We start from the raw sequence: 24,415 nt of genomic DNA, 5'->3' as shown, positions 1-24,415 counted from the left end.
GCGATCGCTTCTCTGATTTTTTGAATTTTGAACTTTGAATTTTGAATTGTTCTGCCGTCGCTTTGCGATCGCGATAATCCACTTCACTCGTATCTTGAATCGCTAAAACGGCTTGATAGCCTGCCGTTCGTTCTACGGTCCGCCTCTGATGCGAGCTCAAGATCTCTTGATCACTCACTCGCGCGTTATCCCACAACCCATACACGCCCTGCACCGCCGCTTCATCTCGGCTTGCTTGCGGCACACTTTCATTGGGCTGCGCCACCAGGTCTTCCACGATCTTCACCAGCCGCCGATTCCGCCGCTCATCCCCTAAATCTAAATCCCATAACTCCTCCGCTACCCAACTCATTCCTAACTCCTCACGGCATCTGTGCAACACCTGACGCGCAACGGACACTCGGAATACAAGACGGAAATTCTATTGCATATGCATTCGGCTGTTGAAGACAGCAACAACCACCACACGGCTGCCGCACAAAACTTTCATCCTTATCCATTTTTCTAGAGCTTTTCACCCCGAAGCCGAGAGCGATCGCTCTTAGGAGTAAGAACTTTTGTTGCAATCCGGTCTCTCTAACTCACCTCAATCCCTTACACTTAAAGACATTCAACCCTTTTCTATCGCCAATGGGCGTTTCTTGAAGCGATCTCAACATCTCTTCCATGAACGAAAAATTTAGTCATGTTTGGTCATGGAAACCGTGTACTTTCCTTAAATTCGCGATCGCTGTGGGGAGGGGAGGGAAAGGAGGCGATCGCTCAATCGCTTGCCAAATAAGCCTTTTGATGACTTCTCTGTTTGTGAAGAAAGATGTGACAATGGATAGCGTGAGGCGGCTGGAGCGGGATTGATAAGCTCAGTTGAATCCGGCTATCCGAAATCTTTAAACCAACGCTAGAGCTATACTTTTCGGCATCTACTCCACGAAACCGGAATTTCCAGGAAGAGGTGTACCAACCCCTTTGAAGAGTTTTGTAACGAAAAGTTTCATTTGGCATAACTTTGGCGCTTCATATCTGAGACCAATATAGAGAGTTCGCCTTGGCTCTTTGATAGTTAAAGCGTAGGTTCCGGTAGTTATGTCAGACATCAATGCCTTAATTGACCAAGGTCTGGAGAGAATGCAAGACCTCTCCCAGGAAGCGGACCGTGCCTTAGATGGAGTAAGCCAAATTGAGCAATTCTTAACAACCTTAACGGAAAGCCTGACTAATACAGAACAGTCAGCTCAAGAAAGTTTTGAAACCTTAGGGAATAAGCTTACAGAAACTGAGCAAAATCTTGAGACTGAGTTACAAAGTGCCAAGGAAGATTTGAATGAACTGCGAGAGAAAGCCGCAGCCGTAGAAACTCAGTTAGAGGAAATGGCGAGTGAGATAAAAAGCCAACTGAGTGATTTGAAGAGTCAGGCAGAAGAAATGCTCTCACAAATCGAAGATAAGGCGCAAGAAACCCAAGAAAATCTTAGTAGTTTATCCCAGCAGTCTCAAGAGTTTGAGTCTAATGCTGATAGTTGGGAAGATACTGCTACCAGTAACATTGAGGCGCTGCGTCAAGCCGTTGAGACAGCGAGAAATGGCTTCGACGAAAATCAGACTGAGTTGATGGAACAGTTCGGAACGCTGGAGCAGGAAATCGGCGAAAAGCTAGAAATTGTGATGGAAGATTTTGGTGAATTGATGGAGGAGAGTAATAACCAGTTAACAGAACTCGATAATGCTCTAGACACAGCCGCTAATGAGGCAGTTACAGAGATAGGGCAAAAGTTTATGGAGGCTAATGGTGAGATTACTAATGCAGCACAACAATTGGCTGAGGCTCTATCAACTTTGGGTGAATCTAGTACAGACAATTGTGAGCAGATGAATGACAAGTTTGGCGAAGTTATAGACAAGATTGCTGACGTAGTCGAAATTATTCAGGAGGTTATGCCAGTTCTAGAAGAGGTCGCGGAAAAACTGGGCTAGTTCATAGACTACGTAGATAAAAGACTTGTCGGGTGATAACAAGAAAAAGCTCTGAAAGCTTTACCCAGTAAGGATTACAGCGATTTTTATCTAAAATAGCTATAATCCTTACTGGGTAAAGCTTTCAAGGATTTTTGGTCTTATTTCCAGACAGCTCTAAAGAAGAAGTAGAGGATATGGAAACCGTACTCTTGGTTTTTATCGTTGTTGCGTTTTCGATGCTTATTGCTGGTGCAAATGGAAGCAGAAACTTTCGTCGTTCTAGTAGGCGTGGTGGAAGTAGAAACAATAGCTACATCGACTACGGCGGCAGTTCTAGTAGTGATTACAGCAGCAGTTCTAGTAGCGACTGCGGTGGCAGTTCTAGTAGCGACTGCGGCGGTAGCTCTGGTGGTGACTGCGGTGGCGGCAGTGCAGGCGGCAGTTAGTTATTGACTGAGCGATCGCCTACTACACTCAAATCAGTTGGATTTACATTGCATTAGTTCACAGCAAGAGATCGCATTCCAGAGCAGGTATCGAAACGAAAATTGTTTCCCAAAGGAGATGGTGTAAATTGTCATGGCAGAGGTTGTAGAGCTTAATCAAACCGTTGAAGAGACTAGTGAGAGTTTAGATCGGCTTTTAGCTGTTCTTGAGCAAGCTTGTACTCAATTTGATCAAGTTTGTTCAGAAATTGAATCAGAAAGTGATGCTCTGAATGAAGGAACTGAAATAGCAACTCACTGGGAAGCGTTAGCCCAGACTTTACAAGAGGCTGAGGATAATCTTGAGAGTGCTGAAGCGGAAGTAGTAGAGGAGTTAAAGGGGCTGCAACAGGTTACGACTGAAGGAGTCAAAGGATTAGATGAAGCTCTACAAACCCTCGAAGAAATTCATAGTGCTTTTGAGACAGAGATTAATGAGAGTAAAACCAAACTTGAAGGAGAGATGACGGAAGTTGAAGAAGCTTTTGCTGAAATGGTAGAAGCGGTTGATCAGGTTGAAGAGTCTCTAACTGAGGCAATCAATGAAACAAAAGAGTCATTTAATAATTTAGATGAAGCCGTTACAGACCTTGAGCAACAAGTAAAAGCATTTTCTGAGATAGACACAGATTTTGAGGAATTGATTAGTGAGATAACTGAGAGCCAAGAAGAAGTAGAAACTGCCTTAACTGATTTCAGTGAGCAATTGAGTCAGGGAGAGAGTGAGTTGACAACTTCTTTTAACGATTGTGAAACAGAAGTAACAGAACTGTTTGACACGTTCAAGACAGAGGTTGAAGAGATTGCTGACAACTATAAAGAGGAAAGTTCAGAAGTTCTCTCCGATCTTGGTGAGGAGTGTGAGAACACATTCCAAGACGAGATAGAGACCGCTGTCGAGGAGGTAACCGAAGAGGTAGTTGAGGCGATTCTTGGTGAGGTGGATGAGAGTGCAACGGTGATGAATTCAGGAGAAGATACGACTGCTGAATTGGAGCCAATCTTGGCAGAGTTAGAGGCGGCAGGAACAACAATGGTCGCGGTTAATGATGCGCTGGAAGAAATTGCTGTGGGTTGATCAAGCAATGTCTTTACCTTTTGGCGACGTTTACTACGTTAAAGAGATTTGAATTATGAGTGGATCAGCTAATTTGATGCCTCGGATCGACCAAGCTAGGACTCGTCTCCAATCAGCTAACAATTTGTTGTCAGAAGCCCAAGCAATACAGAAGCACTCAGCTTCGGGTCTTTCAAGCGGCAGTGATTATGATCGGGAGATCGTCCGAGGTGGTCGAGCTAGGTACACACCCGCAGAGGCGGCTGAATATACCACTAACGGCCCTAACGACGAGGTTATGGCACCTAAAGATAAACTAGTTTCCGATATCTTTAACAGCCCCATCAATCCTGTTATTGGGCTAGCGAACCTACTCGGCTACGATACCTCGCGGCGATCGCCCACCAAAGACAACGACTTTTACCGTGATTATGCCCAGTATATGCCAGGTTACAACATAAACGGCATTCCCAGTGGTGCTTGGGCGCAGAATGGAGCAACCAATTATGTCGGACATGGCATAGGGCCGGGGAATGCGTGGTATAACGCTCGTAATTCCTTGGTCAGTCAGCAAAGATCCATGATTGAGGCAAATATTGCTGCCGGAGGGTCTGGTCAACTCTCCTTTGGCGATGTGTATCAGGCTCACGTCAACGCCTACGACACATCAGGCGGTGGGGGGAACGGCTTCATCGATCCGGCACACTTCGGCATAGCAGTCTATGGAGTACCTTTGCTCGAAACAGTAGGAATTAACTCAGGCCCCTTCACGGGTGCCTCCATCGATCTTTTGAACAACCCTGAGGATAGCGTGACCGAGGGCTGGGCGAAACGGATAGCTCTAGCCGCAGTTGAGACAACTGTTGTCCCTGGTGGAGTGGTTCTGGGTGTGCCCGGAGCCGTCTGGAACACGGCAAGTGCCATTGATCGCGGGATGCTCGGAGATTGGAAGGACACCATCGTTGGATTGAATCCCTTGGATTGATTGGCGAACCTAAGGTTCAAAGATGAATTTGGGAGAATCTGCGATCGCTTCTTCACTAATCAATATTGGCAGAGTTAGAGGCGACGATAACGACAATGGTTGCTGTTAATGATGCGCTTGAAGAAATTGCTGTGGGTTGATGGCTCGATGACTCTGCAAGTTTGGCAACGTTCATTACGGAGATTTGAAGATGAGTGGATCAGCTGATGAGTTGGGCGCTCGTATCGAGCGAGCCAGAAGGGGTGTTCAGACAGCCAATGAGCTGTTGTCAGAAGCTAGGGGCAACCTTGTGACTCTTTATAGGGCTATCAGTGAGATGGAATTAAAAGATGTGCTTCGATATGGAGACTATTGTTTAAATCCCCACGGTAGCGGTAAGTACTTTGCCCTTGATGAAGCAGGCGCTCGAAGATTTGCCAGCACAAGTATCAATGATGGGTTACGCATGACCATAACTAGCTGGCGGGTTCCTGAGGCGTTTCTTGAATTCGGGGATACAGTTGACGATCCCGGAGGAGCAATAGAAGCAATTCACTTCTCAGACGAAGTTCTTCCCGATCTTTATCGCTTCACCGGTCAAATTGAGATTATAGATGCACCTTGGGTACCTTCTATCGGGGGAGATTTTGGACAGGGCGGTTCGTCTTTCGCCTTTCGTCCTGACCTACCTACAACACCAGGAGCAAATTCATTTCTTGAATCACCTACAGCACGAGCTGCAAACATACCTGGGGGAGCTGCTTTTCGAGGGGCTGACAGAGTGTTAGGACCTTTGGGATATGCAATGGATGCCTACGAGTTGAAAGAAGCTTATGAGGCTGATGGTGGATTTGGTGAAAACTTCCGGTCAACGGCAGGTGGGATTGCAGGAAGTATGGGAGGTGCGGCGGCTGGAGCTAAGGCAGGAGTGGCAGCAGGTGCTGCAATTGGTGCCTTGTTTGGGGGAGTGGGTGCGGCTCCAGGTGCAGTAATTGGTGGTTTAGTTGGGAGCATAGCTGGAGGAATTGCTGGAAACACGATCGGCTCTGAGATCGGTGAAAACCTAGGCTAAATTGCCCTTGACATTCTTGTAAGAATGGATGCTGGTTGATAGACCAACAACTCTGCCAGTTTTGATATATTCGCTACTTTGAGGACATTTAAAAATGAGTGCAACAGCAGAATCACTAGAACAAAGGGCGACAGAAGTTCCAGAAAAACTGAACACTTTGGTTGAGGAAACAAAAGAAGTTCAGACTGGCGTAAATGAATTAGAAACTAGCCTTGAAGAAAAGCAATCCCAAGCCACAGAACTTCTTAGTCAGATTGACACTGCTCTCGATGAACTTCAAACAGAAGTATCAACTCAGAAGACAGAGACAGAACAAGCGGTAACTGAGTTAGAAAGTGATATTGAGACTTTAAAAACTGAAATCACTGAAGCGCAAGAGCAGCTAGTTAGTGAAATTCAAGAAGCTCAAGAAAAATTGACGGCTCTCCAAAGTCAGTTAGATGAAGGGCAGACAACTGTAGAGACGGCTGGTGAAGAAGTTCAGACGGCACTCAATGAAGCTCAGGAAAAAATTAATTCTAGTCAAGAACAGCTAGCCAATGCCGTAGATTCGACTAAGCAGGAAGTTGATGAGCTACAACAGAGCCTTGAAACGGCAAAAACAACTGCCAATGACCAAATTAACCAATTAACTGAGGAAATAAAGGAAACTCAACAAGAAGTCAGCGATAAGATTCAAGAAATCATTGATAGTTTTACTGACTTGCAAGAAGAGTTGGAAACAAAAGTCACGGATGTTCAAACAGAAATTGTGCAAGGAGAAGTTGAGCAATTAGTAGAAACTGCTCAGCAAAAGACAGAGGAACTCAAAGAGATGGTTGAGCCTGCTGTTCAGAAGGTAGTAAACGCAGTTCGAGATACGAGTAGCCAACTTACAGATGCAAAAGATGATGCCGTAAGTGAGCGCGAGGAGTTAGAGCCACTCATCAATGAATTGAAAGAATTGATTGGACCACTAGAAGAAGGAATTGAGCGGGTGAAAGAAGTCGCTGAGAAAGTGGGAGTTCCATTTGGTTGATGAATAAGGGCTACGCTGTCAACCCGCCCGGAAATTAATTTCCGGGCTAATAGCTCAAGTCCGTTAAAACGGACTGAAGCCTCTATGTTCAGTCCTCTTAAGAGGACTTTAGCCATAAGCCAGGGATTAAAATTCCTGGTGGGTTGACAACGGAGCAGTTAGTTAAATTTCTCTTTTTCGTTACAGACTTATAAACCGAACAAATTGAAGGGGGAGCAATGGCTGATTTTCAGACAATGACATCAGAGACAACAGCTAAATTAACGACACTGTTTGGGCAAACTGAAGAAACACAAACTAACTTGCAAGAAACACAAGAACAGGTGTCGAGAGTTCAAGAACAAGTTGAGGCAGCTTGGACGCAATTGAATGACCAGGCTCAGTCTCTACTAGAGCAAGTGACAACTAGCAAAAGTGAACTGACTGCTGAAGCTGAGTCAGTTAGTCAGGTACTAGAACAACTCAAGAGTAGAATTGAAGCCTTGGGAGAAGAGCTGACGCATGAGCTAGAGGAAACCAAGAATGCGATCTCTACTTTAGATGATCGGATTGAAGCACTAACACCAGAATTAGAAGAAAGCGTAAAAGAGGCTGAGGAAGCTCTAAACTCTGTACAAGAGAAAGAAATTGGCTCAGAAATAGAAGAAATCGTTTCTCAAACAGATGACTATTTACAACAAGTAGATAGTGAACTAGAAAGCTATCAAACAGCTATAGACCAACGAGTTGAAGCTCTGCAAACCTACATTTCTGAACAGTGTACACCTGAAATCACCACGAAAGCGACCGAATTTGTCCAGCAGCTTGAGGGAGTGGTAGAACACTTCACAGAAAAGTTCCAAGCAGTAGGAGATGGGACTGAACAAGCGGCACAAGAAACAGTTGACCAGGTAAGTGAGGGTCAGGATAGCTTGTTTGAAGAACTTACGAGTACAACTCAAAAAATTGAGGAACTGATGGAGAAACTGACCAGTGCAGTTGATGAGGCAAGTGCAAGCGTGATAGATGCTAATGCTACTTTGGTCGATGGCATCGATTTAACAAATACTGGTTTCAAAACAGCGACAAATTTGTTGACAGAAGCCAAAGAAGCTCTAGCGCAGGTTTAAGTAGGTAGGCAGAATCAAATCAGAACATTATAAAACAGCTCCCTCATTGCCAAGCAGGGAGCTGTTTTATATCTTTTAATGTCTACGTACTTAAGTCAAATTCGCTTGAGTTTCTGTAACTCACTCAGCTCCTTCCTCAAATTATTCTGTTGTTCTTTATGTTTACTCATCCGCAATTTGAGTGGTAACTGACTACCTTCTGCTTGTGCAATAAATTGCTCGGCAAGCTGCTTAACGGTTCTAATAAGTTCATCCAACCGTTGTTCTTCTGCTTCTAAAGCTTGTATGATTTTTTGGCTTATTTTTTCTACCAAGCGATTTTTTACAAAAGACTGGTAGTAACTACGCAACTCATTTCTCATCTTCTCTACAGCTTTTTCTTGTTCGGCTTCCTTAAAATCTTGATAAGTACGCTTCAAAAATTTAAACAAGAAGTAACAAAGACCAGCTAGGAAAAGAAATGATACCAAAGGGGAATTTTGGAACGCTTCACGTATCGGTTGAGTAATGCTTTGCATCAATTGCCTTCTACCACCACCACCCGCAATCCCTAGAACACTCAAGAAGCTGAATAGAAACATAAACTGCATCCATTGGCTTCTGACCTTCTTAAGAAGATAGAATAACGGAGAAACTTCTTGATATCGAGTTTCACAAGCAGGTTTTTTGAGGGATGAAGCAAAGATTTCTTGAAAGTCTATCGTTTGTCTAGGCTGCAAAGCGGAATGGCTCAAGTTCAAACCAGGAATAGAACTTAGTGTTTCATAATTCCTCTGTAAAATTCCTTTCAATCCCCCTTCAGTATACTGAGTACAAATTCGTTCCCATTCTTCATTAGCCCACTGACTTAATTCGGAACGACAAAGGTCTATCAATGCAGTATTTGCATCAACAATTTTCTCTTTAGACTTACTACTTTTAATCCCTCGCCGCTCTGTCACTTGTTTAGTGACGATTGCCCTCAGCTCAATATACTTACAACCCTCTTTCTTTATGACCTGGGATTTTAGCTTATCTACAGCTTCGCCGATTTTAGAAGTGAGACTTTCGCTCAAATACTCATCCAATAAGTTTGCCCTTGATTGGCTGAGTTTAGCTTTAGCCTGTTTAAAAATCTCTATTTTATCATCAGATAGTTGTCTAATACTTTTATCCGTTTTCTTTTGTAAATCCTCGCCTTTTCCTTCTCGTAATTTTGCTTCATCTTGCTGAATTTCGATTTCCAGAGCTTTTTCTTGATTATTGAAAAATTTTTCTATTAAAGCAATTTGGGATACCACCTGTGCAGTCAGCCGTTTTATCAAAATGTCTTCAGGCTTACGCTTGACTAGTTTTTCTAGGGACTTGCAAAAACTGTCTATGTCTAGTTCCTTTGCATCCGGATCGGCAAGGGGCGATCGCAAAGGAACTAGCTCAAGAGATAAGCTAGAATTTTGATTTTGAAGCCGAGCCTTAACATCAGCGATGCTAGTTTTAATCTCTTGAGCTACCGGGTGATGAGGCTCTGGGATTTCTACCACTAATACAAGTAAAGAAATTGGACTAATACTAGCTTTCTCAATCAGCTGTTTTTCATCAGGTGTTAGCATCTGGTTGGGTTCAAGCACTAAACATAAAACATCGCAGTCAACCAGCTGCCTGTAAAATTCATCCAGTTTAGGAAAAACGTCGCTATCCAAATGGGATTGACACTCAAAGATAAATTCTGGACTTTTTTCAGTTGGATTTTCGTAGCCTAGAGTGATGCGATCGCCTGATTGTAACGCTTGACACTCCTGTAACCGCTGACCATTTAAATAAGTACCATTGGTGCTGTTAAGGTTGCAAATTTGCCAATTTGGATTGCTAGAATCAACTTCGGAATTTAAGACAGATTGAATTTCGGCATGACGTCCAGAAACCCATGCGTACTGGTTTGGCAGACAAATCTGACACTGAGAGTCATCGCGCCCAATCAGTACTCTGTGATTAATAGAAAGCTCATAACGAGTCTGCTGTAATCCAGGCGTGCTGGCAGAAGAAATTTGAAGAATCAGAGCAGCGGCTGGTTCGGAAGCAGCTGGTTCAGGCTCCCTAGGTAATAGCATCCTCTGAAAATTGTAGAACTCTGGCAGAGGGTTGTAACTACTAAGAAAGTTTTGTAGCGCTTGAGCCGGGACTGGGTTATGACTTACAATTTGCACCGTAAGTTTCCCTTGCTTCAAAGAATCGGCAATTTTTACCAATTCTTGCTCAACTACTTGAAGTGTCGCATTTTGACCAGTTCTGACAGCAACAAATTGCTGAATTTCCTGAAGGCGATTTGCCAATTTATCAGATTTGAGTGACATCACTTCGTACAACTACTGGAATCTACTTTTGTCAATTAAGTAGCCGCTCGGAAACGCTTTGGCTCCCTACGGTACTTGCCAAATCTTGATTGTCTTGTCCTGCCTGCTACTAGCAATAGTCTGACCGTCAGGGCTAAAAGCCACAGAATTAATTGGGTCGGCATTCCCAAAGAAAGCATGAATCAAATCGCCAGTATGCAAATTCCAAATTCTGATTGTTCCGTCCTTATCACCGCTGACAATCGTCTGGCTGTCAGGACTAATAGCGACTGATTCAACTGAGTCTGAATGCCCTGTAAGAGAATGGAGTAATTCCCCAGCGTAGAGGTTCCAAATCTTGATTGTCCCGTCGGCACTGCCACTGGCGAGAATTGCGCTGTTGGAAGCGATCGCCACTGAATTAACCTGTCCGGAATGCCCTCTAAGAATATGGAGGAGTTTTCCCGTATGCAACTCCCAAATTTTGATAGTGTTATCCAAACTGCCACCGGCAAGGAGCGTACCATCTGCACCAATTTCAACAGAATAGAAAGCAGATGTATACCCAGAAAGCGTATTGAGTAATTTACCCGTCTTCAGATTCCAAATTTTGATGGTGTTATCCTCACTGCCACTGGCAAGGGTCTGACCATCAGGACTAATAGCAACTGATAAAACTGACCATAAATGTCCTTTAAGAGTACGGAGCAGTTCACCTGTATGCAAATTCCAAATCTTGATCGTGTTATCCTCACTGCCGCTCGCCAAAGTCTGACCATCAGGATTTACGGCAACATCGTAAACCCTTCCTGAGTGGTCAGAAAGAGTTTGATTTGAGTTCTCTGTCTTTAGATCCCAAATCTCAACTATCTGGTCTACGCTACCACTGACAAGCATTTTTCCGTCCGAACTGAAGGCAATCGACTCGCTGGTGAAGGAGCTAGTAAGTGTATCTACTAGAAATTCTTCTTGCGGGACAGTTCGCGTCGAGGAGTTTCCACTCTGATATCTAGAGCCAAAACCGACAATAAAGATTAAAAAAATAGCGATTCCTGCTGTAATCAATCCTGCTCCAATTAGTAAAGAAATTTTTTGATAAGAGGTAGAACCTTTAATCAGGTTAGGCAATCTACGGGTATCTTTCTTGCTCCTAACTTTGTAAGCCCGGGTCAAAATCGGAGGATGTTCAATCGCTGAATCGATTTTTTCGCTTAGCCGCTCAGAAACTGACGGTGCGTTTTGCTCAGATAATTCCGGTGCAGGTTGAGCTACTGAAGGTGCTGGTGCTTGAGGGGAGGTGGCTATCTCTGTTGGTAGTCTAGGGCGACTGGCAATTTCTGTTCGTGGAAATCTGGGGGGATTTATAATTTGCGTTGATGAGTTTATGTTGGTTGATTGTTGGAGGGCTTGTAGCGTTTCTGCTACAGACTGGTAGCGATCCTTGAAGTGATAGCGCACCATCTTGCTTAGGACAGCTTCCAGCCCAGAACTAATCTGAACCTGTTGCTGCCACAAAAGTTCACCAGTCCCAGAGTCTTCCTGAAATTGTGTCGGATTCAACCCCGTTAATGCTTGGATGCCAATAATTCCCAGCGCATAAATGTCGCTGTTGGAACGAGGTTTGCCTTGCCCCTGTTCTGTGGGCATATACCCCGTAGTGCCAATAGCTACCGTTATGTTTGGCTGTTCCGGCAGCATCGCTAGCTGTGTCCGCACTTGTTTTACGGTGCCAAAGTCAATCAGAACTAATTTTTTGTCCCGGTTACGTCGGATGAGATTATCAGGTTTGATATCGCGATGGATGACTTCGTAGCTGTGAACGAATTCCAGGATGCTCAAAACTTCACAGAGCAGTTGGATAACTTGGCTTTCATTCCAGCATTGACCCGGTTGTAGTTCTTCACTGAGCAGTTGCCCTTCAATGAACTCTTGTACCAAGTAAAACTCTTGGTTTTCTTCAAAGTAGGCTAACAGCCGGGGAATTTGGTCATGGTAGCCCAATTTTTCCAACATTTCGGCTTCGCTACAGAATAAACGCCGAGCAATTTGCAAGGATTCGGAATCGCTACTAGTAGGTTTGAGGTGTTTAACGACACAGGTTGGGTTTCCAGGGCGACGAGTATCTTGGGCAATGTAGGTTTGACCAAATCCACCTCTGCCCAAGCTGTCACTTATCTGATAGCGTCCGTCTAATAGCTTGCCGAGCATTGGGTGACTTACTGAGGTGGACAAATCATCAGTAGCAGTATTTCTGGGCATAAGAACTTTACTCTTAAGACGTATGGAGCTGGCGCAAGCTTTTGGTGCCCTAGCTTGAAGTTCATCAGCCTGCTTTCGGGTAAACAAGTGAGAATTTAGGTTCGATTACCAAGATGAAACTAGCAAACCTCTATTTACCTCTCGGACTCAAAACCCCGGAATTATGCAGTAGTTTACAAAAGTTCATATTTAGCTGGTGGACGGTAAATTGATTTTGGATTAGCTTCGTCCTCGCTGGAAAGTGTCGAATAACAAATTATTAGGCGTCATAATAGATTAATGTGCTCAGGCATAAGATAATAAAAGTCTTGACTATAGAGGTTTTGGTTCAAGTTTAGTAGTGGAAAAATCACTCTAAGTAGCTAGCCAGAATTAAACTTAAAACGTTCGAGGGCGTATCCCCCTTTGATGCTACGGGCTGCCATTCCATCCATGATGGCAACGGCTAAATCATATCCATCCTCAAACATCTGACTTGCAATCTCATGCGTCTTGAGTTGATGCCATTGCTCCTCAATGCGATTCATCTCAGAACCGTAGGGGGCAAAAAGAACACCAATAAGCCCTGCTGCTGCTACTGTTGCTGAGCCAGTTGACTTGTATGCAACGAACCATTGTCTTGCACAATCACTGTTAGACGCCCAGTTTGAGTGAGAGTGATCAAAGCTTTATCAGCAATCGAGTCCATCACTTTGATGTAACCGGAACTCTTAAAACTGCCTAGCGCTAGAGCATACTCAAACCCTTGATGCGGTTGCGAGAGTCGCAGGATGCTAATGCATCTACCCCGTCGCTGCGTTTGCTCCGATCGCTTCTGTTGTCTGACTCGACTGTAACTGTAGCTGACTGGACTCCAGAGGCAACACCCAGACCCATCAAGATACTTCAGTTGGATGTGTCCTTCGGCTGCGGCTAGTTTCAGAGTCTCTAAATCCGCCTGTTTCAGCCGTTTCTGCTCCGGGTTTTGCTTGCCTCGGTGGGAGGCTTGGATGCGTTCCCAGCGAAAGCCCTTTTTTGCAGTACATGGCGCAATCGTCTTGGACTCAGTTTGAAGTGACGCTCTTCAGCTAACTTTTGAGCTAACTGGAAACTGCTGTAAGTGCGGGGGGCTTGCTCAATCCACTGCTCGACGGCTTGGAGGTCCGCTTCTTGCCATCGGCGCTTCGCCCCTTGCTCAGGGGCTTCCCATAACCGTTCGAGGCCATTGCGCTCCCAACGGCTTAGGGTGGCTCGAACGGTCTGCTCGTGACACTCGAAGATATTGGCAATGGCAGGGACAGTCCACCCTTGAGCATTGAGTCGGATCATATGAGCCCGATCTCTGGTTCGTTGTGGAACCGTGGTGGAAACACCGCAATTCGCTCAATGCGGGGTCTTCCTCGTCGCTGAGAATGAGATGAATTGGGACAGGCATAGAGGTTGTGTGAAGCAAATTAACCCACACCTCTCTATATTAGATTTAATTACAGCCGCCTACTTACCAGTTAGAACAAGGTTTAGCATCAACACTTCTGTGTGATTCCGAAAAGTTTGCTGTTTACTAAGGATTCACCGTAAGGCTCCACGTTTTATGCAACTTTCTCAAAAATTAATTTTTGTAACGAATGTCGTAAATACAGCAGAGTAAATTCGAACAATCATTGAAGTCTTTGGAGCAAGTGGTTTCATCACTACGCTTGCAGGATGATTGTTCTCATCTAAAGCAATTCACCCTCTGCTAGGTGCTTGCTTAGCTGTTTGTAGAAGGAGAATTAGATAATGAGTGGGGATTCAGAAGAAACGCTCGTGGGCGATGATCTTGATCAGTACTTGCAGCAACTTGTTCAATCAGCCCAACAGTATCCCCTGCAAAGCCTGCAACGGCAACTTGCACTCAATCGGTTGGTTCAGTCAATTCTGAATTCCAATCGACTCGGACATCCACAGCAAGGCAGGTGGCCACCAAATCTATATGAAGATCTGTACAACGAAGCACTTCAGAAAACGTTGCTCGAGATTTGTCAGCGAGTTGACAAATATAATCCAGACCATCCCGTGATGGCATGGGTAAATTTTTGCCTGAAAAATAGGTTTATTGATGTCGTAAATGATTACAAACGAGCAGGGCTTACGTATGCTCCAAAGTCAAAGCAGGGATATGCCACGGAAATCTTTTCTTTAGATGACCTGGATCGCCCAGTTCCAGTGGAAGAGACTATTTCAAACGAACAGCTTCTCCGGCAATTTCTGGAAAACGACCCGGAAGATTTGCTCAAGGCTGAGCGGTTAAGGAGTTATCCACACATAACATTTCAAACGTTAGCGATCGCTAAATTCGTTGAAGACCAAACATGGACAGACATTGCTGTCTGCTTAGGAATTTCAATTCAAACCCTTTGCAGTTTTTTCGATCGCCGCTTGCAAAAATTAATGCCTTATTTTCAGAAGTATTTACAGGAATAATCGAGGGAGCTTGTTAAATTTATGGAACTTACAACTTTTACTGTACCACTCTCGTTTGAAGCACATTCCCTAGCACAGCAGATGCGTTTGCAGCAATTTGATCAACAAAGAGCGAAGCAAGTTTATCTCAACCAGTTAGCCGTTTACGCCGTAGAGTTTTACTTGAAATGTTTAGGCATTGAAGTTGACACCGCCCCAATCAATAGTCGGAATCCCATTTATCTACAATTCATGGATGTAGGCAACCTGTGGATCAAAGACTTCGGCCAGGTGGAGTGCCGTCCAGTTTTACCGGAGGAGACCGTCTGCTACATACCACCAGAAACTTGGTCAAACCGACTCGCGTATATTGCTGTTCGCGTTAGTCAATCCTTGAGGCAGGCAACCCTGCTAGGATTCACGGATACAGCTACCGCCGAATTTTTTCTTGATCAATTACAACCGATGGAGAACCTCCCGGTTTATGTGGAGCAAATTCGACACGCTGCATCAGTTGTGACGCAAGCAACCAGCGCAGGGGTGAATCTCAGGCAATGGTTTGACAATCTGTTTGAAGCCGGGTGGCAAGAGTTGGAGACGCTTCTACGTCCAGAGGCATTAACACCTGCCTTTCGAGTAAGAAGTACAGTGGAACACTCAGCGCAAGGGGGCAAGGTGATTCGGTTGACAACTCAAGTTATCCAGCAATCAGTCATTTTAGCCATGAAGCTCAACCCACAATCAGAAGGTAATATCAACATCCTGGTTGAAGTCCATCCGATGAGCGGTCAATCCTATCTACCAGAATCGCTGCAAATGAAAGTCATTGATCAACATGGAACAAGCGTGATGCAAGCGACCGCAGGCGATATCAATCAGAATATCCAATTCGATTTCAATGCTGAAGCAGGAGAACAGTTCGGTGTGGAATTGATACTGGGAGACGCCAATGTCATTGAAGAGTTTGTGGTTTAGAAATTGGCAACTTCTGATGGTTGCAGGGTTGATGTCACCGTGAAGCAAGCAGGGGCAGCAATGGATAAATTGGCAATTCTGAGACTGGATGGCGATCTGGAACAAGGCGTACGTGGGATGCTAACAATCACCTCACAACAGCCCCATTCCAGCATTGAGATCAACGGTAGTCTACCGCCAAATGCCAATTTAGCCGCCACCGTCCAGCAATGGCAATTGCATTACCGCAGTCTGAGCTCGACTCGTATTCAGCCCAACAAAATCACCTACAACGTCTCAATCCAACAACAGCGTTTACACTGCCACAAGCTAGCCCAATCACTCAGATCACAGCTCAATCACTGGCTGTTATCAGAATCGTTTCGTCCTGTTCGGGATGGTTGGCTAGAACACTTGATGCAGGATGAGGTACGCGTGTTGATTCGTACGGCAAACTCATCACTTTTAAAACTACCCTGGTACTTATGGGAGCTTGTTGAGCGTAATCCACGAGCAGAAGTGGCATTGAGTATACCGGACTCACAGGCAAATGTAGTATCTGAAACTCCCAGATTGCGCGAGCAAGTGAGAATTCTGGCAATTTTAGGCGACAGCACTGGGATTGATGTTCAGCATGATCAACGATTGCTCGATACCCTTGTGGATGCTGAAACAAAATTTCTTGTGGAACCACAGCGACAAGAGATCAATCGCTACTTGTGGGAACACACCTGGGATATTCTCTTTTTTGCCGGTCACAGCTGCACCGAAAAAGAGCAGGGCCGAATTTACATTAACCAAACTGATAGTTTGACCATTGCGGAACTGAGATACGCCTTACAAACAGCGGTTGAGCGAGGTCTACAACTGGCGATCTTCAATTCCTGTGATGGGATGGGATTAGCATTTGAACTACAACAACTGCAAATTCCGCAAACCATTGTGATGCGAGAACCCGTTCCTGACCAAGTGGCCCAAGCATTTCTAACTCATCTTCTGCCAACTTATGCTCAAGGACAATCTTTATATTTAGCCGTGCGAGAAGCCCGCTTAAGACTGCAAGGGCTAGAAAATGAATTTCCAGGAGCAAGTTGGTTGCCCGTGATTTTCCAGAATCCTGCTATCTCACCACCCCTATGGCAGGATTTAGGCCGTCGTCCCACTAACGTTTGTCCTTATCGAGGGTTATTTGCATTTCGGGAAGAGGATACCGCCTTTTTCTATGGACGGGATGCTTTTACACAGATGCTGGTGGAGGCGGTGCAACAACAATTTTTGGTAGCAGTGATTGGCCCGTCTGGTAGTGGCAAGTCCTCGGTAGTTTTTGCCGGTCTTATTCCTCAGTTGCGTTCCGAACGGACTTGGCTCATTGAGGCTTTTCGGCCAGGCGATCGCCCTTTCCGTAACTTAGCAGCTAAGCTTGTTCCCCTGCTGGAAACTCATCGAAGCGAAACTGACCAGCTGCTTGAAATTAATAAGCAGACAAAAGCGCTGCAACAGGGAGACTTAGCACTGCGAGATGTGATCGCGTGCATCTTGGAGAAGAATCCAGGGGATCGCTTTTTGCTGGTAGTCGATCAGTTTGAGGAACTGTATACCCTGTGTCGGGATGCACGAGAGCGCCTACTATTTCTAGATAGCTTGCTGGAAGCGGTTAAGTACACGCCAAATTTTACCCTCGTCCTCACCCTGAGAGCTGACTTTTTGGGGCAGGCACTCTCCTACCGTCCTTTTGGGGATGCGTTGCAGTATGCTGACTTGAAACTTAGCCCGATGAATCGGGAGGAACTGCAAGCGGCGGTGGAACAGCCAGCAGCGATGCTGGGGGTAGCGATTGAGTCGGGGCTGACCCAACGCATTCTAGATGCGGTGAGTACCCAACCGGGGGATTTGCCGTTATTGGAGTTTGCCCTGAATCAGTTGTGGGCAAAACAGCGAGATGCTCAGCTAACTCATGCGGCTTACGAGGAAATTGGCGGTGTAGAAGCTGCCCTGAGTCGCTATGCAGAGGAGGCGTATGGCAGGCTCAATGAGGAAGAAAAGGAACGGGCGCGGCGAATATTTATTCAATTAGTGCGTCCTGGGGAAGGAACAGAGGATACTCGCCGTCTGGCTACTTGCACTGAGGTGGGAGAAGAAAACTGGGATTTAGTGACGCGCTTGGCTGATGCTCGTCTCGTGGTCAGCAGCAGGGACGAAGCATTGGGTGAAGAGACAGTTGAGATTGTGCATGAAGCGTTGATTGGCGGATGGTTTAGCCTGCGCCTGTGGATTGAACTTGACCGTGCCTTCCGTATTTGGCAAGAGCGGCTGCGGGCATCTTTGCGTCAGTGGGAGGCTACTGGTAAGGACGAAGGAGCGTTGTTGCGTGGTGTGCCTTTGGCAGAGGCAGAAGGTTGGCTTGCGTCACGAGCCGTGGAACTAAGCCCTGCTGAGCGTGTGTTCATTCAGATAAGTTTAGACCTTCGGGATAGAGACCGCAAGGAGCAGTTGCGCCTACGGAAGCGTACTATCTTTGGGCTTGCTGGTAGCTTGGCAGTAGTCTCGATTCTAGCTGGAGGAACTTTTTGGCAATGGCAGCAAGCTGAAATAAGACAGAACCAAGCTGAACAGAGTGCCAAGATTGCTTTCTCAAACCAATTAGTTGCACAAGCTCAAACTCAGTTAGATCAACAGCCCGACTTAGCTTTGTTGTTAAGTGTGGAAGCGAACCGAATTGCCAAGACAATCGATGCACAAAGCTTCCTGCTCACCGCATTGCAATACAGACCCTTCACTAGTTTTCTGCACGGTCACACCAGTGATGTAAACAGCGTAGCCTTCAGCCCAAATGGCAAAATACTAGCTTCAGCTAGTGGCACCCAAACTAGAGACGATAACACAGTGCGACTATGGAATATCTCTACTAGACAATCTCTGGGCAAGCCCCTTAAAGGCCACACTGCTCCTGTGAAGAGTGTTGCATTCAGCCCAGATGGTCAAATCCTGGCTTCGGGGAGCATTGACCGTACCATCATCCTGTGGGATGTTGCTACTGGACTACCTATTGGTCCTCCCCTTAAAGGTCATGATGATCCAGTTCATACATTAACTTTCAGCCCAGATGGTCAAACCTTGGCTTCTGGCAGTTGCGGTGGGAGGGACTCAGAAGGAACTTGCGATCAGGGTGAAATCCGGTTGTGGAATGTAGCTACCCGCAAGCCACTTGGGCAACCTCTCATGGAGCACACTAGCGCAGTGTATGATTTGGCATTCAGCCCAGATGGTAAAATCTTGGCTTCTGGCAGTGGTGGAGCTATATATTTTGGCAGTGATTCTGATTACACAATCAGACTATGGGATGTAGCTACCCGCAAACCGCTCCGTCAACTGCTCAAGGGTCACAAGGCTGGTGTGAACACCTTGGCTTTTAGTCCAGACAGTAAAACTTTGGCTTCAGGAAGTGCAGACACCACTGTCATCCTATGGGACATAACCACCGGTAAGCCTCGTCAGCAGGCTCTCGAAGGCGACAAAAGTACAGTGATTAAGGTAGCCTTCAGCCGAGATGGAAAAGAGTTAATTATGGGGACTTCTGACAACACTGTCATCATAGCAAGTAAGGTTGATTTTTTCTATCCTACCGTCGTCAACCGTGGCGGCTTTAAGCTTCACAGCCTTACCTTTAACCCCGATACCTCCTTGTGGGCTGGGGGCAGTTGTAGTAAGAGAGCTTCAAATGGACTTTGCACTCAAGGCTCAGTCAGCCTTTGGAGTATTTCTACTCCTTCTTCTATAAGTCAGCCTATTACTGGTAGTTCCAACTCGGTGAACGGTGTCGCCTTTAGTCCGAATGGCAAAATACTGGCTTCTGGAGGTTGTGGAGTTGAATTTAGTCCTTGCAAAGAAGGTGGCGAAGTCCAATTGTGGGATAGAGCAACTCGCCAGCCTATAGGTCAGCCTTTGAAAGGTCTACAGGATGAAGTAGAAAGTCTAACCTTCAGCCCGGACGGTAAAACATTGGCAGCAGGTAGTTGCGGAAATACTGGCCAAGGGTGTCAGCAGGGTGGAATTTATTTGTGGGATGCCTTTACTCATAAGGCACTTGGCTCACCACTTGCTGGTCACACTAACACTATTAGTATTTTAGTTTTCAGCTCGGACAGTAAAACTCTGATATCGAGTGATAAGGACACTATCATCTTGTGGGATGTGACTTCTCGACAACCCTTAGTTAAACCGATCAAGTTTCATAGTAATGTAGTAGCGAGCATAGCCTTAAGTCCAGATGGCAAAACCTTAGCAATAGGCAGCTGTGGCAAGAAAGGTGAGCGAAGCGGAGCTTATGAATGGAGTGAAAACGGCTGCCTACAGGGTGAGATTCTTCTGTGGGATGTGACTACTCGGCAGTTGCTTGGTCAACCTCTTAAAGCTCACACTGATCAGGTGACAAGCGTTGCTTTCAGCCCGGATGGCAAAATCTTAGCTTCAGCTTCAGGCAATTTCGACGGAACCATTTCCCTTTGGGATGTAAGCACTCGCAAGGCTATTGGACCCCCTCTTCAGGGTCATACTAGTGGCGTGGAGCAGGTGACCTTCAGTCCAGATGGCAAAACTTTAGCTTCCATGTCAGACATATTCGACATGGAAAGTAATTCCATTTTCCTGTGGGATGTTGTAACCCGCCGGAAGATAGGTGTACTTCTCGCTGGTCACACTAAATACGTTCAGAATGTGGCATTTAGTCCGGATGGCAAGACGTTGGCTTCGGGTAATTTGAATAACAAGATCATTTTGTGGGATATTTATCCTGCGTCATGGATAAACAAAGCCTGTAGCATTGCCAATCGCAATTTGACTCCTGAGGAGTGGGAACAATTTATGAAAGATAGCCCAGGAGATAGATCCTATCGTGCTACTTGCCCTAGCTTTCCTATGGATATTAACTTGTCATCGAATACTTCAGCAACCCCCTAATTTTGCTTGTGTTGCAAAATCGAGGGAGATGAACCTTTCCCGAAACCATCCACCGAGAACACTCCGATCGCTACAGTATTACAGCTGCTTCGTGTGGGGCTGAAACTTGCGATATTCAAAGCTTCAAAAAGGCTTCAAAATTTGATAGTGCATCAAAAGATGGTGGGTTAGACAAAATAGAGAGACATCTACTCTCAAGCTTGGTCTATGGAATTTCGCCTCTGTGGTCATCCCACTACACACAAACACGGTAAAGTTCCCAATGGCAGTCAACGGTGTTTCTGCCCACAATGGAAACAAACGTGTAACGAGCAATTCGACACCTTGTACTACAGGTGTTGGACGACAGTTAAATAGGCCCGGATGACAACCGCATAGGCTGCTCCTGAAATCGCTTTAGAGACAATAGTTTAGCAACTGCTTCAATGGTTTCCCCTAAGCCAACTTCGTCGGCGAGTAGGTATCGAATGCGATCGCCGCAAGCGAAGAGCGAGGGTGTTTCCAATCGATCGCCTGAACAACCATCAGAAGTTGAGCATATTCGTAATAGCGATACCTATTGCCCTTTGCAATAAGATGAATCTCTGGTAGTGCATTAGATTAGTGTGGGGCAGATGGCAATGTCATACCAATTCCAGGATCGCGTCGTTAATCCTGCTCGTTGAGCAGCAGTGTTTTGTAAGTCGGCTGTGTTGCCAAATCCAGTTGAAGTAACTCACGACTAACCGAGTTGTCACTTTGGCTTGTTCCCATACCTTGCCAAACTTATTCTGCCGTCGTTCGCGTAGCGTGCCGCAGGCTTAGCCATCTTCCGGTTTGTTGTCGCAAAATTCCATTAGTGCGCTCCAAGCGCTGGGTTTTGTCTTTGCCAATGTCATGTTGAATCTCCGATGGTAAAACTCGCTCATATCCGCCCCACCCATCGGTGTTGAACTGTTTGCAGGCAGTCCTCCCTTCGGTGCTCATGACTAATTGGGCAATGAACGCATCGCTATGTTTGCCTACCCGAGCTGCAAGAATCAAGCCACTAGAGGGGGCAAGACTTAAACCAATCCAGCAGTCTCCTTTGTTTAGCTCCCCGGTTGTACATTGCTTCTGTTTTTTGAAACAAATGACCACATCTCATCGGCAGTGACTGCTTCGGTCTCGACTACTTGCACCTCCTGATTTTGTACTAGTTGCGCTTTTTGACTGGCAGCGCGCACAATGCTGACAACTGTGTTGTAGGCAAGTTTGGTTGTGCGACTAATTCCCCGTAAGCTACTACCTTCACTATGAGTTTGCAGCACTTGACGAATTTGTTCAGGACTGACATGGCGACGATAGTAGAGACTGTCAAAGGATTCAGAAAAGGTTTGATGGCAAGCAGGACAGAGATAGCGTTGATGAGCGTTGGGCATTTTGCCATGCTTATGAGCTTTAGCATGACCGCACAGAGGACACTGCATCACCTGGTTTCTAGTGAAGGGCTCTCTCTACTTTATCAATCCCACATTCGATTGATGCACTACCCTCACCTCAAACCCTTACGCCTTCTGCTATTCAACCGCTTTCTATTAGCATTAGGGGTTTCTTAAAGCGATCGCTACATCTCTTGGATTAACGAAAAATACAGTCATGATGGTTTGGCATAGAAACCGCGTACTTTCCTCAGTTGAGCGATCGCCCCCTTTCCCTGTCCCCTTTGGGCGATCGCTCAACTGCTCACTAGGCAAACGTTTTGGCAATTATTCTACTTATGAAGAAAGATGTGACAATGCATAGCCCCTTTTCTACAGAATTTGCGATCTACTGAGTTTCTCCACTCATAGCCTACTCTATCGATGTGCCCGCCCTGAATTCAGAATTGGTAGTACATTGATAAAGAATACATCTGTGGTTACAGCATCCTGAACCGTCACTGTTTGCGGAGGCGTTGGGGTACTTGAGGTAGGTATCATATTCGCTGTAGCGCCATTCCGTCGGAAATAGTTGCCTGAAGCACTGTCATCTTCAGGGCCGCCTTGGGTATCGCGTTGCACACCGGGTAAGTTACCTGGTTGTGGGTCGCGAGGACTACCTTGCTGATTCTGCCATTGAGGATCTTTCTGAGTGACGAGGCCCAATTCTCCATTCGGCTCTGCTAAGGTGCGATCGGCTCCACTGGCTTTACCCAAAGCTAGTAAGAACTCGAAGATCTGAGGAGACGGTGCGCGTACCACTGTGGGCTCACCGAAGGGACTGAAGGGCACCACATAGGTGTTGAATTCCCCGTTCCAGTCAAATAAGCGATCGTTGCCGGTATTGGCAATCATCACATCTAAGCCACCGCCACCGAAGGCAAAGTCACCATCCGCGAATTCCGGTGCGTCCGGTGCGTTGTTCTTACCGCCGTTGGTGTCATGGTTATCATCGGCATTGAGTACATCGTCTCCCAACCCACCAAACAGGCGATCGTTAAGCGTACCACCGACAAGCCAATCATTGCCGAGGTCGCCAAAGATGTTGTCCTTACCATCATCGATCTTGTTGCCTGCTGCATCGGTGGCCTCGAAGTTGAACAAGAAGCCGTTGATCTTCTGGCGAGGATTGTTAGCGTCGTAAGCAGCGAGCTTACGGGTGACTGGATCGTAGTTGAGCGGATTGAGATTAGTGACAGGGTTACTGTTGTAGAACTCAGCCAGCGCTTCTGCTCCGGAGATCGCATCATCACCTGCACCACCATGCAGGAAGTCATCGCCTAAGCCACCGTAGATGACATCGTTACCGCCTTGGTCAAAGGCCACTAAATCCACTTCTTTCTTTAATCGCCCAGTAATGTTGATCACTGCGCCAGTGAACGGGCCAGGGAGACTAATGGCCATTTCCTGATTCGGGGTCGTGATGCCATAGAGCGTCTCGGTTTGACCGTTGCGACTGGTGAGGATCTTGCCATCGTCGCCGATGATGCCGTCTTCGCCTGTGCCACCGTAGAGGCGATCGCTGCCAGTGCCGCCATAGATGTCGTCATCTTGACCTTCGCCAAAGACCACGTCGTTGCCTGTCATAGCATGGATGGTATCGTCGCCTGCTTCCCCATGAATCAGGTCGTCACTTCCTAGGTTATTGGGACTGCCACCTTGAACATAATCGAGAAGTTCGATCGCGCGGGGAATAATGGGCAGATTATTGCTGTAGTTGTCGTAGGTGAACTTCAAGAATGAACCGCTGTTGACACCATTGGTACCGACTAAACGGAAGATGTTGCCGTTATCTCCTACAATTGTGTCTGCATCCCGGGCATGGCCTTCAGCAGTGGCATCTCCAGGATCGTTGCGAGCGATCCGAGTGCCAGCCCCACCAAGGATCGTGTCTTTACCGTCAGGTCGTTCTTGTGGGGTGTCGTTGCCAAACAAGTTGGAACTACCACCAATGATGTCATCTTGACCCAAATTGCCGAAGATCAGGTCGTCACCGCCACCTCCTTCGATGTAGTCATCACCATCTGTTGGAGCTTCCACAGAAGGATCGGTGGTACTCGCGGATTCTGCGATCGCGCTGTCACCTTGAATGGTGTCGTTACCCAGTTGACCGAAGCTCAGGTCATCTCCTGCACCACCCGCAATCCGATCATGACCAAATCTTTCTGTGGGGGTATCTACAGCATGATCCAATAGTTCGATGCTGCGTCCTGCTGCGCCTGTAGGGTCGGGCTGTGCGGCTGCGGTGACTTGGGGATTGCCATTTTCGTCATAGATGATGGCACCCTTGAGAACTCGCATCCGAGGGCTGAGGTTTTGGGCTTGGCGGTTGACTTTGGCGTTATCTCCAGCAGCCACATCATTTCCGATGCCGCTATCGATCGCGTCATTGCCATCCGCACCGCCTGCCACGTTATGA

The 24,415-nt window shown here is 46.3% G+C and carries 18 protein-coding genes and 1 pseudogene; 10 read left to right on the top strand and 9 right to left on the bottom strand.

Features of this window, described 5'->3' with window-relative positions; translation table 11 throughout:
* Positions 1–352, bottom strand: a 352-nt coding sequence (locus KME12_22970; GenBank protein MBW4490646.1) for a hypothetical protein, incomplete at its 3' end; no start/stop codon positions are given.
* 731 nt (positions 353–1,083) lie between these two features.
* Between KME12_22970 and KME12_22965 the strand changes: the two genes are divergently transcribed.
* The 7 genes from KME12_22965 to KME12_22935 all read left to right on the top strand — a co-directional run bounded on the left by KME12_22965 (position 1,084) and on the right by KME12_22935 (position 7,658).
* Entirely contained in the window at positions 1,084–1,971 is an 888-nt protein-coding gene (locus tag KME12_22965; GenBank protein ID MBW4490645.1) for a hypothetical protein, read from the top strand.
* Positions 1,972–2,175: 204 nt separating this feature from the next.
* Entirely contained in the window at positions 2,176–2,406 is a 231-nt protein-coding gene (locus tag KME12_22960) for a hypothetical protein (GenBank protein ID MBW4490644.1), read from the top strand.
* Between the two features lie 126 nt (positions 2,407–2,532).
* Positions 2,533–3,516 carry a hypothetical protein gene (locus KME12_22955; GenBank protein MBW4490643.1) on the top strand — a complete coding sequence of 328 codons (984 nt, stop codon included), beginning with the start codon at positions 2,533–2,535 and terminating at the stop codon, positions 3,514–3,516.
* A gap of 55 nt (positions 3,517–3,571) precedes the next feature.
* Positions 3,572–4,480, top strand: a complete 909-nt coding sequence (locus tag KME12_22950) for a hypothetical protein (protein MBW4490642.1) — start codon at positions 3,572–3,574, stop codon at positions 4,478–4,480.
* A 190-nt stretch (positions 4,481–4,670) separates the two neighbouring features.
* A complete protein-coding gene (locus tag KME12_22945) occupies positions 4,671–5,531 on the top strand; it encodes a hypothetical protein (protein ID MBW4490641.1) in 861 nt (286 codons plus the stop codon).
* Between the two features lie 94 nt (positions 5,532–5,625).
* Complete coding sequence (locus tag KME12_22940; GenBank protein ID MBW4490640.1) at positions 5,626–6,549, top strand: hypothetical protein; 924 nt, start codon at positions 5,626–5,628, stop codon at positions 6,547–6,549.
* Positions 6,550–6,767: 218 nt separating this feature from the next.
* Complete coding sequence (locus KME12_22935) at positions 6,768–7,658, top strand: hypothetical protein (GenBank protein ID MBW4490639.1); 891 nt, start codon at positions 6,768–6,770, stop codon at positions 7,656–7,658.
* A gap of 95 nt (positions 7,659–7,753) precedes the next feature.
* Here the strand turns inward: KME12_22935 and KME12_22930 are convergent, their stop codons facing one another.
* The 4 genes from KME12_22930 to KME12_22915 all read right to left on the bottom strand — a co-directional run bounded on the left by KME12_22930 (position 7,754) and on the right by KME12_22915 (position 13,534).
* Positions 7,754–9,988, bottom strand: a complete 2,235-nt coding sequence (locus KME12_22930) for an FHA domain-containing protein (protein MBW4490638.1) — start codon at positions 9,986–9,988, stop codon at positions 7,754–7,756.
* A 66-nt stretch (positions 9,989–10,054) separates the two neighbouring features.
* Positions 10,055–12,226 carry a serine/threonine protein kinase gene (locus tag KME12_22925; protein MBW4490637.1) on the bottom strand — a complete coding sequence of 724 codons (2,172 nt, stop codon included), beginning with the start codon at positions 12,224–12,226 and terminating at the stop codon, positions 10,055–10,057.
* Positions 12,227–12,588: 362 nt separating this feature from the next.
* The gene (locus KME12_22920) at positions 12,589–12,753 is read right to left on the bottom strand and encodes a hypothetical protein (protein MBW4490636.1); all 165 of its coding nucleotides are present in this window, start codon (positions 12,751–12,753) and stop codon (positions 12,589–12,591) included.
* A 415-nt stretch (positions 12,754–13,168) separates the two neighbouring features.
* The gene (locus KME12_22915; GenBank protein MBW4490635.1) at positions 13,169–13,534 is read right to left on the bottom strand and encodes a helix-turn-helix domain-containing protein; all 366 of its coding nucleotides are present in this window, start codon (positions 13,532–13,534) and stop codon (positions 13,169–13,171) included.
* Positions 13,535–13,984: 450 nt separating this feature from the next.
* Between KME12_22915 and KME12_22910 the strand changes: the two genes are divergently transcribed.
* The 3 genes from KME12_22910 to KME12_22900 are packed head-to-tail and all read left to right on the top strand — an operon-like array spanning position 13,985 to position 20,557.
* On the top strand, positions 13,985–14,668 hold the full coding sequence (locus tag KME12_22910) for a hypothetical protein (protein MBW4490634.1): 684 nt from the start codon (positions 13,985–13,987) through the stop codon (positions 14,666–14,668).
* Positions 14,669–14,689: 21 nt separating this feature from the next.
* Positions 14,690–15,622, top strand: coding sequence for a DUF1822 family protein (locus KME12_22905; protein ID MBW4490633.1), 933 nt, complete (start codon positions 14,690–14,692; stop codon positions 15,620–15,622).
* 60 nt (positions 15,623–15,682) lie between these two features.
* A complete protein-coding gene (locus tag KME12_22900) occupies positions 15,683–20,557 on the top strand; it encodes a CHAT domain-containing protein (protein ID MBW4490632.1) in 4,875 nt (1,624 codons plus the stop codon).
* Between the two features lie 349 nt (positions 20,558–20,906).
* Here KME12_22900 and KME12_22895 read toward each other — a convergent pair whose 3' ends face one another.
* The 4 genes and pseudogenes from KME12_22895 to KME12_22880 form a co-directional block, all read right to left on the bottom strand.
* Entirely contained in the window at positions 20,907–21,062 is a 156-nt protein-coding gene (locus KME12_22895) for a hypothetical protein (protein MBW4490631.1), read from the bottom strand.
* 90 nt (positions 21,063–21,152) lie between these two features.
* Positions 21,153–22,005 (bottom strand): annotated as a pseudogene (locus KME12_22890) (IS1 family transposase).
* Positions 22,006–22,119: 114 nt separating this feature from the next.
* A complete protein-coding gene (locus KME12_22885; protein MBW4490630.1) occupies positions 22,120–22,284 on the bottom strand; it encodes a hypothetical protein in 165 nt (54 codons plus the stop codon).
* Between the two features lie 90 nt (positions 22,285–22,374).
* Positions 22,375–24,408 carry a hypothetical protein gene (locus KME12_22880; protein ID MBW4490629.1) on the bottom strand — a complete coding sequence of 678 codons (2,034 nt, stop codon included), beginning with the start codon at positions 24,406–24,408 and terminating at the stop codon, positions 22,375–22,377.
* Positions 24,409–24,415 lie beyond the last annotated feature (7 nt).

It is taken from the genome of Trichocoleus desertorum ATA4-8-CV12, assembly GCA_019358975.1.
In the GTDB taxonomy this organism is placed as follows: Bacteria; Cyanobacteriota; Cyanobacteriia; order FACHB-46; family FACHB-46; genus Trichocoleus; species Trichocoleus desertorum_A.
The sequence above is the reverse complement of the archived record's forward strand: the minus strand, read 5'-3'. Positions and strand labels throughout refer to the sequence as shown.